The organism is Collinsella sp. AM44-11 (genome assembly GCF_003467145.1).
GTDB lineage: Bacteria > Actinomycetota > Coriobacteriia > Coriobacteriales > Coriobacteriaceae > Collinsella.
Genome location: NZ_QSFE01000002.1, coordinates 130,941 through 145,272, shown reverse-complemented (window position 1 = coordinate 145,272; position 14,332 = coordinate 130,941). Strand labels below are relative to the sequence as shown.

Here is a 14,332-nt window from a genome sequence, read left to right as displayed (position 1 = left end):
TTCAAGAAATAAGGTAGGAGGCATCATGGAGAGGAAGATCGCGAATATCGATGAGTTCCAAATGGGCGAAAACGAGACCCCGATACTCCCAACGGGACTGATGGAGGAAGAAAACCTTTACGTCCTTCCCGACGGGCGCTACCTCCCCTGCGGGGTCTACCGGACCGAAGATGGCGGCTCACTCATTTATGAGCCATCCGGGCTCAGCTTCTTCGGGCAGATGCTTGCTCAATTCAAAGAGAGCTAAAGGCTTGATTGCCCGTCAGATCGACACTGCTCCAAACCAGGGGGTGGATAGGATGTCTCCCACCGCGGCCTGTGAGGTAAAATCTTGACCGCCGCGGAATCCGCCTGCGGGCAACGCTCCGATCTCCGATTGGGGTGAAGCCTATGAACTTGTTTCTTGAAATCCTGCGCCTCTCGATGTATGTGACCGGCATTGCCCGGAACCTCTACTCGATCTGGCGGGAATATAAGCAGTAACGGATAGCGAAGGGAGTCATAGAAAAGGGTCGGTTGCAGCCGACCCTTTAAGACGATAGCACCTGCGTTGCCCGCGCTTCCAAAGTTGACCGACTGAGGAGCGGGTTCCGCGGCACACCCTGATTTTACCCAGCGAGGCGGCTCTTTTGCAGCCGCTCCACTGTTTATTTACATCTACCGCCACAAGCAGATATCGCGCGAACGAGAACAAAGAAACAGCGCCGGCGCAGCCAACAGAACAGACAATCCATTCAACCAAAGAAATGGAAAAGCACCCGCGGTCTCGCTTCTTCACCCAGGTCTAGGCACTTTTCTTGGCACCATCGCACCACATCCGCCATCGCTTCCGGCTTAGGACTGTGCCCCACTGAAATGCAATGGCATGCCGCACCCATTCATCTTCACCTGCGAATAGACCAAAACGGCAAATGCACGCTGCTCCGATTCACTCCTCACGCCTTTAACCGTCACCAAGTCAATAACGAGTGGGCACGACCAGCAGGTCGGCCATATCAGTGTAAGACGAATTAATTTTTGGTTATAAATAACCTGAGTTTATATCTGGTTATCCATAACCCGATGTGTTATAGTTCAGTTAACGGTTATTGATAACCATCGTTTGAAAGGATTCAAATTGTTTAACACCAGTGCACAGACAAAAGAAATCGGCTGGACCCTCATGACCCGTCTCCGCGGTTCATTGCCCTCCGAATATCTCTACCCGCTCGTATATCTCGCACGTTTCGTTCAGAAAACCGGCAGATGTGACAACCACGCCGAAATGATTGAGCTCGCATCCCAGGGAGACGGCGATATCGCTGCACTGCTCAGTCACGCCTACAAGCGAATTGCCGCAGACGGATCATTCGACGAGCTCCTTGCCGCTCTTTCCACTTTCAGCGAAGAAGCAATCGATAAATTCCTTCAGGACGGCCCGATCAGCCAGGGAATCTTTGGCGGAGAATCCTCGACCCCCGAGGGAATCGCGCATCTCGCACTTGCTGTTCTGGATATTAAGTCCGGTGAGAAGGTCATTGACTTCGGCTGCGGAACAGGCAACTTCCTCGAAGCCGCCGCATCGAAATGCCTCAATGCCAAGCTTATGGGCGTCGAACTCAATTCGAACACCCTTGCCATCGCAAAGCTCCGTTCCAAAGTCAAGGGTTCGCAGATTTGCTACGCCTGTGATGACATGTTCCGCTATTTCGACACCAGCATTGATCACAATCCTGTAGATAAGGCGTTCTCCAACTACCCCTGGGGCATGCAGACCAAGATGTTCTCTAAGAGTTCTAATTACATTGAGAAAGTCATGAGAGGCCAGGAACGTTACAGCCGCCCGTCGTCATCCGATTGGGTCTTCAACCGTCTTCTTGTCGATTCCCTTAAAAAGGACGGGACCGCCGCCGCAGTCATGTCGAACGGCGCATGCTTTAATGGCACGGATAAACCAGTTCGCGAATACTTCGTTAAGAACGGCTTCATTAAAGCGATTGTCGCGCTACCCAAGGGGGTCTTTGCTCCCTACACGATGATCCAAACGTCGTTCGTCATCCTTACCGCAGGCGGCTCCAAGGGAGTCCGCTTTGTCGATGCAACTGATTTGGGCACCAATGATCGCCGCAGCTGCTCAATTGACGAAACCGCCATTGACGCGATTGTCGAACGCCTTGGCGCCGATTCCGAAAAGAGTGTTTTCAAAACACTTGATGAAATTGCGGCGCGCGACTTCGATCTCTCTGCAAAGCGTTATCTCGAAAAAGAAATCGAGGTCCCGAATGGAGTTGAGCTCGGGAGCGTCGCAAAAATCATGCGAGGCGCAAGCGTTCGCGCAGCAGAACTCGATGCACTTGTCTGTGACGAAGACACCGGACTCAGCTATCTCAACCTGGGAAATATCTCTGATGGGTCTATCGACGACGACCTTCCAAATCTCTCCACGCTCGACACGAAACTTGAGAAGTATCGTATCCACAACGGCGACGTCCTCATCTCGAAATCCGGCGCCCCGTTCAAGGTTGCAGTTGCCGAGGTCCCTGAAGATCGAAAAATCATCGCGAATGGAAACCTGTACGTGTTGAGCGTCAACAGGGATAAGATTGATCCGCACTACCTCGCCGCGTTTTTCTCGAGCCCTTCTGGCAAAGAACTCCTTGCCCGTGAAGCAGTCGGCACCACCATACCCAGCGTGCCCATCAAAGCTCTCTGCAGCATCAAGGTGCCCCTCGAGGACGCCGATCGTCAGAAGACGATCGCCGATGCCTATCTCGCCAAGACAGACGAGATCAAGTTGTTAAAGCTACGCCTATCTCGAGCTCGCCAGGAACTTACCGACCTTTTCGATGAGGAGGGTTAGCCTTGGCGCATCTCACCATTCAGGAGCTCTCCGACCTTTGCGACGAGATGATGGGGCGCATGGGTCTCGAACTACTGCCCGCCATAACAAAGGCAAATCGCGAAGACACCCTTGAGGATCTTTTGGCATCCCTTGGAATGTCCGACCTTCTCGTAAGTGAAAACGATCCCTATGAGGAACGCTTTCTGGGCAAGATCCTCGTTGTGGGCGCCAGCGTTGTTAACGTCGACAAGTTGCGCAGCATCGCCCGCAAGAAAGGGTTCGACCCGGATCGATTTGAGTTTCAACTCGAATACTCCCGACTCAAGCACTTCAACTTCGGCAAAATACGCGGCTCGATGGGCTACGCCGCAATCCTTGCTGGTCCCATGCCTCACAAGACCCCGGGCGCCGATGAAGCTTCGAGCTTCATCGCTCGCGTCGAGAACAATCCAGACGACTACCCGACACTCATTAAAATGCAAGCGGGAAACGACCTCAAGATCACCAACAACAGCTTCAAGCAAGCGCTTGGGCAACTGTCGCAACACGAGCGCCCATAAAAAGAAGTCGATTTAAATAAGCAAGAGAGCCTCGCCACCAATTGTCATTCTGGCGCGATCAACCGATAAGTCAAATGGCAACTAACGGGTGTCAGATATACCAATATATGCAAGATTAACTGCTAGAATGCAATGGTGGACAGGCTCACCAACGTCGAAGAAGCATAAGGTAAGGAGTGCGCATGATTGCTGTCGACTACAGCTCCTCAACGTCATTTAATGAGGATGCTTTCGAACAAGGCATCATTGACCACTTGCAAACGAGCCTGGGATACGAGCACCTCTATGGACCTGATGTCGCTCGTTCCTCCGACATGTTTGACGACGCCTTCCTACCTGACGTTATTGGACCCGCTCTTGAGAGCATTAACCCCACGCTCAATCGACGCGCGATTGAGGCCTCAATAACTAGACTAAAGGAAATCGAGGGCAGCGACCTCATCGCCAAGAACAGCATCTTTATGGACATGCTCCAGAACGGCGTGGAGACAAGCTGGTTTGACGGCAAAGAAGAGCATACGGACATCGTGCGCTTGGTCGATTACGACAATCCCGAAAAGAACTGCTTCCACGTTGTTAACCAGTGGACCTACATCGAGTGTGGCACCAACAAACGTCCAGATGTCATCGTATTCGTCAACGGGCTTCCGCTCGTTCTCTTTGAATTGAAGTCACCCGCTCGAGCCGACGCTGACAGCGAAGATGCCTACCAACAGATTCAAAACTACAAACGACAGATTCCATCGCTTTTCGTGTACAACGCCTTCTGCGTCACCAGTGACATGCTTCACACCAAGGTTGGCACGATCACCGCCAACGAGTCACGCTTCGTTGAGTGGAAGAGCGTCGATGGGAGCTACGAGGCCACCCAATACGCAGATTGGAAAACCCCTCTGGACGGCATGTTCCCCAAGGAGCGGCTCATCGACATCCTGAAGAACTTCATTCTGTTCTCCGAGGACGCGAAAATCCTCGCGGGATACCATCAGTACTTCGCGGTGAACAAAGCGCTCGAGAGCGTGCATGAGGCCATCGGCGGCGACGGCAAGGGCGGCGTCTTCTGGCACACGCAGGGCTCGGGCAAGTCGCTTTCAATGGTTTTCCTTGCCCATCTGCTCGAAGAGAAACTCGACAGCCCGACCATCGTGGTAATTACCGACCGCAACGACCTCGACTCGCAACTGTTCGCGCAGTTCTCCAGATGCTCAGATTTCCTGCGCCAGACGCCCGTTCAGGCGCAGAGCCGCGCCGATCTTGCGCAGCAGATCTCGAGCCGCCGCGCCAACGGCATCATTTTCACCACTATGCAGAAATTCGAGGAGGAGGCCATCGCCCTCTCCGAGCGCAAGAACGTCGTCGTGATGGTGGACGAAGCGCACCGCGGGCAGTACGGGTTCGAGGAGAAATACGACCGTGACGGCAAGAAGCACACGGGCACCGCGTTGCTCATCCGCCGCGCCCTTCCGAATGCGACCTTCGTCGGCTTTACCGGTACCCCTATTTCTGCCGAAGATCGATCGACTCGCGAGGTTTTCGGCGATTATATTGACGTCTACGACATGACACAGGCAGTAGAGGACGACGCAACTCGACCCGTGTTCTACGAGAGCCGCGTCGTCGCACTCAAGCTGGATCAGGGCATCCTTGCAAAAGTTGACGATGAGTACGAAAAACTCACCGAGCAAGCTAACGCCGAAACCATTGACGCAAGCAAGCGTAACTTTGCAAATCTGGACGCCGTTCTAGGTGCACCAGAAGTCATTGATGCCTTATGTCAGGACATCGTAGAGCACTATGAGACCAACCGTGCGCACGAACTCACCGGCAAGGCGATGATCGTCGCGTATTCGCGCCCCGCCGCCATGGCTATATATCAACGTATATGCAAACTGCGACCCTCTTGGAAGGACGAGGGCAAGCTCGGCGTTGTCATGACCATGGGCAATCAGGACCCCGAGTGGTGGTTCGACGTTGTAGGCAATAAGGCCCATGTCAAGGAGATGGCAAAGCGCTTTAAGGATGATGCTGACCCGCTCAAAATCGTAATCGTCGTAGACATGTGGCTCACCGGTTTTGACGTGCCGAGCCTTGCCACCATGTATGTGTATAAACCCATGCGCGGGTATAACCTGATGCAGGCAATCGCACGCGTAAACCGAGTGTATAAAGACAAGGTCGGCGGATTGGTTGTTGACTACGTAGGCATAGCTAACGCCCTCAAACGCGCCATGAAGGACTACACCAAGCGCGACCAAAAGAAATACGGCGACATGGATATCGGGAAAACCGCCTATCCTAAGTTCCTGGAAAAACTGGCGGTCTGTCGCGACAAAATGTTTGGTTACGATTATTCGGAATTCATGAGCACCGAGTCCGCCGCACGTCGAAGCGAACTCATAACGGGTGGAGTAAATCATATCCTTGCACCCGGCGACGAAGAAACCACCCGCGACTTTGTTGAGCAGGCAGGAGTCATGCTCAAAGCCTATGGACTCGCCAAAAGTCGCGCAACAGACATGCAGCGCATCGAGGCTGGCTATTTCCAGGTTGTTCGAGAGCTCATCCTTCAGCTCACCGAGCAGGGCGGCACTCGCAGCAAAAACGGGGGCATACTTACCCTTAAGCAGGTAAATGAGCGCATCAATGCACTGCTCGAACAGAACATCGTCCATACCGACGGCGTAATAGACCTGTTTAAGGTGGAAGACGAAACGGTTTCGATTTTTGATCCCAAGTTTCTGTCGAGCCTCTCGCGTATGAGAGAGAGGAACTTGGCTTACGAGTTGTTGAAAAAACTCATCGACGATCAGATCAAGGGCTACCGCAAGAAGAGCGTAACGCAGGCAAAGAAGTACTCAGAACTCATGCAAAGCATGGTAAATAGCTATCTAAATGGACAGCTCACAAACGCTGAGGTATTCGAAGAAATGCTCAAGATGGCGAAAGAGATGCTTTCCGAAAACCAAAAGGCAAAGGAGCTTGGGCTTAGCGAAGAGGAGTTTGCGTTTTACGAAGCGCTAACACAACCGCAGGCAGTCGCCGATTACTATCGCGAAAGGAATGACGAGTTGGTCGCCATCACGCAAGAGCTCGCTGTGAAGATGCGCGAAATGCGCACGGTCGATTGGCAGAAGAAGCAAAGTGCTCGCGCTGCTATGCGTGTTGCAATTAAGCGTCTGCTCAAACATCATAAGTATCCGCCAGAGGGCATGGAGTCGGCACTGGCCACCGTGATGGATCAGTGCGAACTCTGGGCCGACAATGCAGCATAGGAAGTTAAAACAGCATGGCTAAAAGCAAAGCTAAGGACACCAAGAAGAACACGGCCGATGTTGGCTTTGAAGACCAACTATGGAACGCCGCAGATGTGCTGCGTGGCAACTTGGACGCTGCCGAGTACAAAAACGTCGTATTAGGCCTCATTTTCCTGAAGTACCTCTCGGACCGCTTCGACGAGCGCTATCTAGAGCTCGTCGCAGAGGGTTACGGCGACGAGGAAGATCGTGACTGCTACATGGAGCAGAATGTCTTCTTCGTTCCCGAAGAAGCACGTTGGGCGAACATCGCACAAGCTGCACACACACCCGAGGTTGGCCAGATCATTGACAATGCCATGCGCGCCATCGAGCGCGAGAACGACAAGCTCAAAGACGTGCTGCCCAAAAACTTCGCTCGTCCCGAACTAGATAAGCGGCGCTTAGGCGACGTCGTTGACTTATTCACAAACGTACAAATGACCGATAACGAGAGCGAGAAAGACCTGTTAGGGCGCGCATACGAATATTGCCTGCAGAAATTCGCATCAATGGAAGGCAAAAACGCCGGCGAGTTCTATACACCGTCTTGCATCGTGCGCACGCTGGTGGAAATCCTCCAGCCTTTCCACGGTCGTGTGTACGACCCCTGCTGTGGTAGCGGAGGCATGTTCGTGCAGTCCGCCGCCTTCGTCGAACACCATGGCGGCAACGTGGTACAGGACATCACCATCTTTGGCCAGGAAAGCAACCCTACCACGTGGAAGCTCGCAAAGATGAACCTCGGTATTCGCGGTATCGAAGCCGATTTGGGCAACTACGCAGACACCTTCAGTGCCGACCAGCACAAGAATGAAAAGTTCGATTTTGTACTGGCAAACCCGCCCTTCAATCTTAAGAACTGGGGCGGCGAAGCGCTGCAGGAAGACGTACGTTGGAAGTACGGCACACCGCCCACGGGTAACGCCAACTTCGCGTGGATGCAGCATATGATTTGGCATCTTAACGGCACAGGCAAGATTGGCCTCGTATTGGCAAACGGGTCGCTCTCAAGTCAGACGAGCGGTGAGGGAGATATTCGGCGCGCTATCGTAGAGGACGATTTGGTCGAGGGCATTGTAGCCATGCCGGGGCAGCTGTTCTACAGCACCCAAATTCCCGTATGCCTGTGGATCCTGAACAAGAAGAAGGCTCAGTCCGGCAAGACGCTATTCATCGATGCGCGCGAAATGGGCACCATGGTCTCTCGCAAACTGCGCGAGTTTACCGAAGAGGACATCAACAAAGTTGTATCCGCATTCGACTCCTTCCGCGAGGGCAAGTTCGAGCCCAAGAAGGGGTTCAGCGCCATAGCGGATTTAGATGAAATCGCCAAGCAAGATTTCATTCTGACACCCGGCCGCTACGTAGGCATTGCTGAAACCGAAGACGACGGCGAACCATTTGAAGAGAAGATGGCACGCCTAACCAGCGGAATATCAAAGTGCTTTGAAGAGTCCAACCGCCTGCAGGAGCAGATTAAGAAGAATCTGGAGGCGATTGGATATGAACTTTAGCGTTGCGACTCTTGGAGAACTCAGTCTCGGCGACGGAAAATACGGTATCGCCGCTTCGGCAGTTGATTATGATGCGGAATTACCTGCATATCTTCGTATTACGGATATCAACGACGACGGCACCCTGAATTGGAACGACCGCAAATCGGTAGACAACCCCGCCGCTTACAAATACATGCTGAGAGATGGCGATATCGTTTTCGCCAGAACGGGCAACAGTACCGGAAGGAATTATTACTACGATTCTCGCGACGGCGAGTTTGCCTTCGCGGGCTTCTTAATTCGCTTCTCGCTGGACGATAAGAAAGTTAATCCTCACTATGTCAAATACTATGCCCAGTCGAAAGCTTATTGGGACTGGGTGGCCTCTTTTACCACCGGCAGCACCAGAGGCAATATCAATGCTAAAACTTACGCACAGATGCCAATCCCCCTGCCCGATCGCCCGACGCAAGACTCAATCGTTACACTATGCGACTCTATCTCGAATAAAATCCGACTCAACACTACGCTAAATGGCTATTTAGCTGCGTGAGATCGACCTTCGAGACATCGATTTCGCCCGACATTAGCTTGGGCAAAAGGACATCACGCAACTGTGCAAGAAAGCGTGACTCTTTAGCAGTTGCCAGCAGCTGTTCGTAAATCGGCTTGGTTGATAGATAGAACTCGCTGAGCTCCAAATCGTCAGGCATTGCAAAAGGCATTGCTTTGACGGTTTTGGAATTAACGGCCGTTGCGATTGAAGATGTGCTTCCCAATTTCCCATAATCAAATGAACGCAAATAAGGATAAGCGTAAGCTAGCTTTCTTTTGTCATCAGACGCAAAGCAGGCAATCGCCTCATTGGTTGTCATATTGCAACCGGCGATCTTAACTCTGCCGACCGTCAACTTAAAGCTGAGAAGTACCGAGCCTGCTGGAACCCTTCTTACGTTTTTGCCGTTTACTGCGGCGTCAGTAAGGTATTCAGAGCTATCAAGCGAATATGTCCCCGCTTCGCCCATATCCTTGATTGAAAGCCATACGTGATTATCGGCTTTGACATCAGAGAACCATTCCGGCTCTTTCCTTGGTGGGGTCTTGCCTATTCCGATTTCGTAATACGAGTCGGCTCTTCCTTCGGTCCAGTTTTCGTTTGGTGATAGTGCAGTAAATTGAGCCAACAAAAGCTCTTCTAAATAGCCATTTAGCTTAGCGTTTACCCCGATTTTGGCATCAATACTACCAATGACTTCGACGACTTGCCTTTGCTTCTCAAGCGAAGGCAAGTCGATTTCTTGCTTCGAAAGCGTTTTAACAGAAAGCCCAGGTTGAGCCGATTGAGCGGACAGCCGTCCTAGGCTCATAGTTGACAGGAGATAGGCAAGATAGTGCGAATCATTGGATTCGTTTGCAACGGCAACGACTGCGTGTTCGGTCATGTAAGCCTTGCCAGAATGAAAGCGGACATTACCGCAAGCGGCGCCTTGGCGACCGATAACGGCACATTCTCCATCGAAGTTGTAACGCTCTGCATATCCACGAAGACCATTGCCGCCGATTACCGGGTATGTCCCCGACTCCTGAACCTCAGCGGCTTTAATGCTCTTTCCGCTGCTTAGGCGTTCACAGATCTCTCCAAGTCGTGCACGCGTCATTCCAAGTACTTTCTATGCGAAGCCTTCACGTTGTTCTGGTTCACCATGGCGTAGTGCATGGTGGTGTCTATTTTCGCATGGCCTAGCAGCTTTTGCACCTGCTCTATAGGCATTCCTTTGTCGATAGCATGGGTGGCAAGCGTACGGCGAAACTTATGCGGATGAACGCGATTGACGCCGGCGGTTCTGCCCAGGTCGCGCAAGCGGAGCTCTATGCTCCCAACCGTAATGCGTCGAGCCGAGGAATCGAGCGCGACAAATAGTGCAGGACTCTTGTCAGCTCGGCTTGAAAGATATTCCGTAAGATGAAGCTTAGCGCGCGCATCGAAGTAAACGGGGCGCTGCTTATTTCCTTTTCCCATTACAAGGCATTCTCGCTCGTGCAGATTGACATCTTTCCTGTTGAGACGCACGAGCTCGCCGACACGCATGCCTGTCGAAGCAAGCAGATCAACAATGGCAAGATCTCGTTTGGATTCACAGGCGTCTCGCAAGACCTCCAGTTCCTCATCGCTAAGCACCTCTTTGGTTACTTGAGCTGTTTTGACGCGACGAATGCGCCTTACAGGGCTTTTTACAATGTAATCCTCATCTTCAAGCCACGAAAAGAAGCTCGACATAATGCGGCGTATATTATCGATTGTGACTTTACTAGAACCGCGATTCACCTCGTAATCATTGAGATAACGGCGCAAGTCGTCGCTCTCAATCTGCGTATAGGACTTAGCAAGCGTTGTGTTCATATGCCGTAAGGTTGCCTCATAGTATGCAATGGTTTTAGGAGAGCACCCCTCGACCTCTTTAGCGGTGAGAAAGAGCGCGAGCAGATCTTGTCCTGGTTCCGCTTGTTTCGGTCCAAGTGCCCGTCTAAGCGTAATGGCTAGATGTTTGAGCTGGTGCGGGTCGAGAAGGCCCTGCATTTCTGAAAGCACGGTATTGATGACAGTTTCCACGCTGTTCCTTTCGTCGAGTACGATAGCCACAGTGTGGACGGCGCGTTGTGCATAGTGAAGTAAATGGCTATTTAGCTGCGTGAGATCAACTTTCGAAACGTCAATCTCTCCCGACATAAGCCTGGGTAGCAAAGCGTCGCGAAGAGCGGCAAGTTTTGTGTTTTCGTCTTGGTTGCTGCGGTAAGCAGCAAAAAGATCTTGCAAGTAGCCAAGCTCTTCCGAGCTCGGCATCTCCAACTCAAGGGACTTTAAGTTTCGTTGGCTAATTTTCATTTGCACAGCACCTGTAACGATTTGGTTTATCGCCGTACGCTTCAGCGCAACATAAATCGCTTCGAGCGAATACTCGCCTGAAGACGCAAGGATGTGCGCATGGTTGTTGACCCAGTATTTTCCCCAAACATACTGTAGGATTGGCTTGCCTTCGGAATTGACAACCGTGCCATCTTCGCCAAGAAGAACTCTTATCTCATCGAATAAGAAGTCATCAACGTAGTCCATGATTGAGGTTGCGCCATAGTAAGGATAAGGGCCCTTTCGAGCCTCGCGATCTCTGCTGTTTAATGGGATTCTCTTTGAGTCTTCAAGTGCAACAATGTCGCCAAATCTAACTGTTTTCGATTTCGTTTTTAAGGCGGATTCAAAACGAGCCGTGGCCAGTTCTAGTAAATAGCCATTTAGCTAAGTCTCTACGGCAGCTCGGACGCCACGTCTCGCCGCAAAAAAACGGGGCAACTCGCACCCCTGCGAGCTGCCCCATACCCCCGGCTTTCACGCCACAGCGCTAACCAGCACCACTCCCCTACTTACCAAAAATCGCAGCGAGCAATCCCTTACGTTTAGGCTTCTCCTCCCGATAAGAACCCTCAGCTGCCGCTGCAACCTGGCGCGGTTGATCGCCACCTCCACGGCGCACGATCTGGTATAGGAAGGGCGATTTAACGTATTTGACCTCGATGGGCGTGGCATGCACGGTACTTTCGCCGGACAGATGCAGACTCGGATTGAGCGACGCCACCACATGCGTCTCGCGCTTGTCGCTAAACACCACCGCTGCCGCGCGGCTCGTCTGGCCGTTTACGGCAATGCGCACCTGCTCGCCATCGCGGCTGTCCGTCGCCGGACGATCGACAAAGTACACCGGCACCATCACCAGGCCGTCCTTATGCTTGCGGGCCTTGCGCGCCCAAGTGCGGATGCTCTTTTTATTGAGCCCCAGCACCGCCTCGGCATCGTTGCCGGCAATGTCGAGCGCCAACTTATCAATGACCACCTGGTCCTTGGTAGACGCATCGACGGAGACAACGCGAAAGTCACCTTCCTGCATGGCCGGGTCAAACGGCCCAACCTTGGCAAAGTCCCACGGCTCCAAAATGCCCATAAGGCGAACATCCAGATAGTTTGCCCGCGGATACGCCCAGTCGAGCACCTCGTAGTACACCAGGGTTTCCTTGCTCAGGCCCTTGCCCGGGAAGCTCGCCATCATACGCAGGTCCGCCAGCGCCATGGGGAAATAGAAGAGCATCATGTCGTTTTGGATCGCGTCTTCCACATCGTGCCCGGCAAAGGCATCCGGGTACTGGCGCACCAGCTGCAGCGCGTTGGCACGTGCCTGCTGCGGTGAGATTTCGCAGGGAATACCCTGCTCCGGCACATACTCCGCACCCACGCCCATGGTCAGACGTTTGCTAAACGTACCGGGCTTGAGCAGGTCGGCAATGCCGATCTTGTTGCCGCAGGACGGGCACTCAAACACACGCTGCGTTGACTCACCCTCAAAGGACGCTCCGCAGAAGGGGCAAGGAATGCTCACATGTGTGGCCTCTTGGAACTCCTGCGCCGTGCCGCGATCCTCCCACAGCAGGTGTTCCTGGACCGACTGATTGCGCCAGTGCGAATTGAAGAAATACCAGTCCGGGTCCTCCGGGCGCTCGAGTTGCGACACATGCGTGAGCTTGAGCGGTCCATCCACCACCGTCAACGGCGTATGGCGAATGCCCAAAGCGCTCTTGGGCTCTCCGGCGTCCGCCTGCCACGGAATGACCGCGCCGCAATAGGTGCACTCAAAGCTGCGCTTAGCCTGGTGCGAGTACATAGGGCCGCCGCAGTTTTGACATTTAATGGCAAACATCTCGTCCATGGAAACGTCCTCCTTTGCACAGGGGCTGTCGACGTTAAGTATGTCGAGCAAACAGGCACATGCCCATACCCATGTGGCCCAAAATGGACCACCCAGGCAGACGAGAAGGCTCGCTCGTTAACACCGGCAGACCATTGCTGCATTTTCTGAGCATCGGTGCACAGCGCCTCCGCGCGAGCTACACTATCCCCTTAAACATGATTGTGAGGACGACCGCTATGCTATTTGTAAATCGGCTGGTACATACGCTTGTTCCCGGCAGCGAGGGCGAGCCGGTCGATACCTCCTGCCGCACCAACGCGGGCTTCGCCGCAAGCCTCATCTGCATTGGCCTCAATATCACGCTGTGCCTGGCCAAGGGCATCGCGGGCCTGCTCGCCGGCTCTGTCTCGCTCATCGCCGACGCTTTCAACAACCTCTCCGATGCCTCGAGCAACATCGTAAGCCTGCTCGGGTTCCGCCTTGCCAGCCGCCCGGCAGACGAAGGCCACCCCTATGGCCACGGCCGCTACGAGTACCTAGCCGGTCTGTTCGTCGCCGTCCTGGTTTGCGCCGTCGGCATCAACCTGATCCTCGAGTCGGTCACCAAGATCATCAAGCCCTCCCCCACCGCCTACACGCTGGTCTCCCTAGCCGCTCTCGTCTTGTCCATGCTCGTCAAATTCTGGATGGCCGCATTCAACCGCGCGCTGGGCAACCGTATCGATTCCGAAACACTCATTGCCACAGCACAGGACTCCAAAAACGACGTCATCACCTCGGGTTCGGTCTTGATGGCGGCGCTTATTTCGCAGACGACCGGCTTTGACCTCGATGGCTGGGCAGGCCTGGGTGTGGGCATCTTCATCTGCATCAGCGGCATGGGTCTAGTGCGCGACGCCATCAGCCCGTTGCTGGGACAAGCGCCCGACCCCAAGCTCGTTCAGGCAATCCGCGACAAGATCATGTCCTATCCGCAGGTCTTGGGCACACACGACCTGATGGTGCACGACTACGGCCCCGGTCGTCAGTTTGCCAGCGCCCACGTGGAGATGCCCGGCGAGGGCGACGCATTTGAGCACCACGAGATTTTGGACACCATCGAGCACGACATCAAGCGCCAGATGGGCATCGGCATCACGTTGCACTGTGACCCCATCGCCACCACCGGCGACGACCTGCGCGGCTGGGTCAAGCGCGGCATCATGCAGATCGACCCCGCGCTCTCCATCCACGACCTGCACGAGCACGACGGGTTCGTTTCGTTTGACCTTGTGCGTCCCGACGGCTTTGACATATCCGACGAGGAGCTGCTGGAGCTCGTCACGCGCATCGTGCACGAGCGCCGACCCAATGCCTCATGCGTCGTTACGTTTGACTCGGGCTTTAGCTCGCCCGACCGTCCGGCCGAGCGGCTGTAGCCCGCTTA

Annotated in this window: 10 protein-coding genes and 1 pseudogene; 7 read left to right on the top strand and 4 right to left on the bottom strand. The window is 53.7% G+C overall.

What is annotated here, in order from left to right; genetic code table 11:
* The first annotated feature begins 25 nt into the window (after positions 1–25).
* From DW943_RS02015 to DW943_RS01990, 6 genes are all read left to right on the top strand, one after another.
* Positions 26–247 (top strand): hypothetical protein, encoded by a 222-nt coding sequence (locus DW943_RS02015; RefSeq protein WP_089572148.1) that lies wholly within the window; start codon positions 26–28, stop codon positions 245–247.
* Positions 248–1,117: 870 nt separating this feature from the next.
* Positions 1,118–2,839 (top strand): N-6 DNA methylase, encoded by a 1,722-nt coding sequence (locus DW943_RS02010; RefSeq protein WP_117862034.1) that lies wholly within the window; start codon positions 1,118–1,120, stop codon positions 2,837–2,839.
* 2 nt (positions 2,840–2,841) lie between these two features.
* Complete coding sequence (locus DW943_RS02005) at positions 2,842–3,381, top strand: hypothetical protein (RefSeq protein WP_117862033.1); 540 nt, start codon at positions 2,842–2,844, stop codon at positions 3,379–3,381.
* Between the two features lie 182 nt (positions 3,382–3,563).
* Positions 3,564–6,653 carry a type I restriction endonuclease subunit R gene (locus tag DW943_RS02000; RefSeq protein WP_117862032.1) on the top strand — a complete coding sequence of 1,030 codons (3,090 nt, stop codon included), beginning with the start codon at positions 3,564–3,566 and terminating at the stop codon, positions 6,651–6,653.
* Between the two features lie 14 nt (positions 6,654–6,667).
* Entirely contained in the window at positions 6,668–8,191 is a 1,524-nt protein-coding gene (locus DW943_RS01995) for a class I SAM-dependent DNA methyltransferase (protein ID WP_117862031.1), read from the top strand.
* The gene (locus DW943_RS01990) at positions 8,181–8,726 is read left to right on the top strand and encodes a restriction endonuclease subunit S (protein WP_117862030.1); all 546 of its coding nucleotides are present in this window, start codon (positions 8,181–8,183) and stop codon (positions 8,724–8,726) included. The genes DW943_RS01995 and DW943_RS01990 overlap by 11 nt, the downstream gene beginning before the upstream one ends.
* Here the strand turns inward: DW943_RS01990 and DW943_RS10560 are convergent.
* The 4 genes and pseudogenes from DW943_RS10560 to DW943_RS01970 all read right to left on the bottom strand — a co-directional run bounded on the left by DW943_RS10560 (position 8,698) and on the right by DW943_RS01970 (position 12,924).
* Positions 8,698–9,831, bottom strand: coding sequence for a restriction endonuclease subunit S (locus DW943_RS10560; RefSeq protein WP_199572726.1), 1,134 nt, complete (start codon positions 9,829–9,831; stop codon positions 8,698–8,700). The genes DW943_RS01990 and DW943_RS10560 overlap by 29 nt on opposite strands.
* A complete protein-coding gene (gene xerA / locus DW943_RS10785) occupies positions 9,828–10,751 on the bottom strand; it encodes a site-specific tyrosine recombinase/integron integrase (RefSeq protein ID WP_158566067.1) in 924 nt (307 codons plus the stop codon). The genes DW943_RS10560 and xerA overlap by 4 nt, the downstream gene beginning before the upstream one ends.
* A gap of 258 nt (positions 10,752–11,009) precedes the next feature.
* Positions 11,010–11,444 (bottom strand): annotated as a pseudogene (locus DW943_RS10780) (restriction endonuclease subunit S); the annotation flags it as partial.
* Between the two features lie 142 nt (positions 11,445–11,586).
* Entirely contained in the window at positions 11,587–12,924 is a 1,338-nt protein-coding gene (locus tag DW943_RS01970; RefSeq protein ID WP_117862028.1) for a hypothetical protein, read from the bottom strand.
* Between the two features lie 218 nt (positions 12,925–13,142).
* Between DW943_RS01970 and DW943_RS01965 the strand changes: the two genes are divergently transcribed.
* Positions 13,143–14,324, top strand: a complete 1,182-nt coding sequence (locus DW943_RS01965; protein WP_117862027.1) for a cation diffusion facilitator family transporter — start codon at positions 13,143–13,145, stop codon at positions 14,322–14,324.
* Positions 14,325–14,332: the final 8 nt, after the last annotated feature.

Bases quoted from the DNA above. Each gene is read 5' to 3' on its own strand.
- xerA (WP_158566067.1), bottom strand. From the start codon at position 10,751: ATGCAGGGCCTTCTCGACCCGCACCAGCTCAAACATCTAGCCATTACG.
- DW943_RS10560 (WP_199572726.1), bottom strand. From the start codon at position 9,831: ATGACGCGTGCACGACTTGGAGAGATCTGTGAACGCCTAAGCAGCGGA.
- DW943_RS01990 (WP_117862030.1), top strand. From the start codon at position 8,181: ATGAACTTTAGCGTTGCGACTCTTGGAGAACTCAGTCTCGGCGACGGA.
- DW943_RS02000 (WP_117862032.1), top strand. From the start codon at position 3,564: ATGATTGCTGTCGACTACAGCTCCTCAACGTCATTTAATGAGGATGCT.
- DW943_RS01965 (WP_117862027.1), top strand. From the start codon at position 13,143: ATGCTATTTGTAAATCGGCTGGTACATACGCTTGTTCCCGGCAGCGAG.
- DW943_RS01995 (WP_117862031.1), top strand. From the start codon at position 6,668: ATGGCTAAAAGCAAAGCTAAGGACACCAAGAAGAACACGGCCGATGTT.
- DW943_RS01970 (WP_117862028.1), bottom strand. From the start codon at position 12,924: ATGGACGAGATGTTTGCCATTAAATGTCAAAACTGCGGCGGCCCTATG.
- DW943_RS02015 (WP_089572148.1), top strand. From the start codon at position 26: ATGGAGAGGAAGATCGCGAATATCGATGAGTTCCAAATGGGCGAAAAC.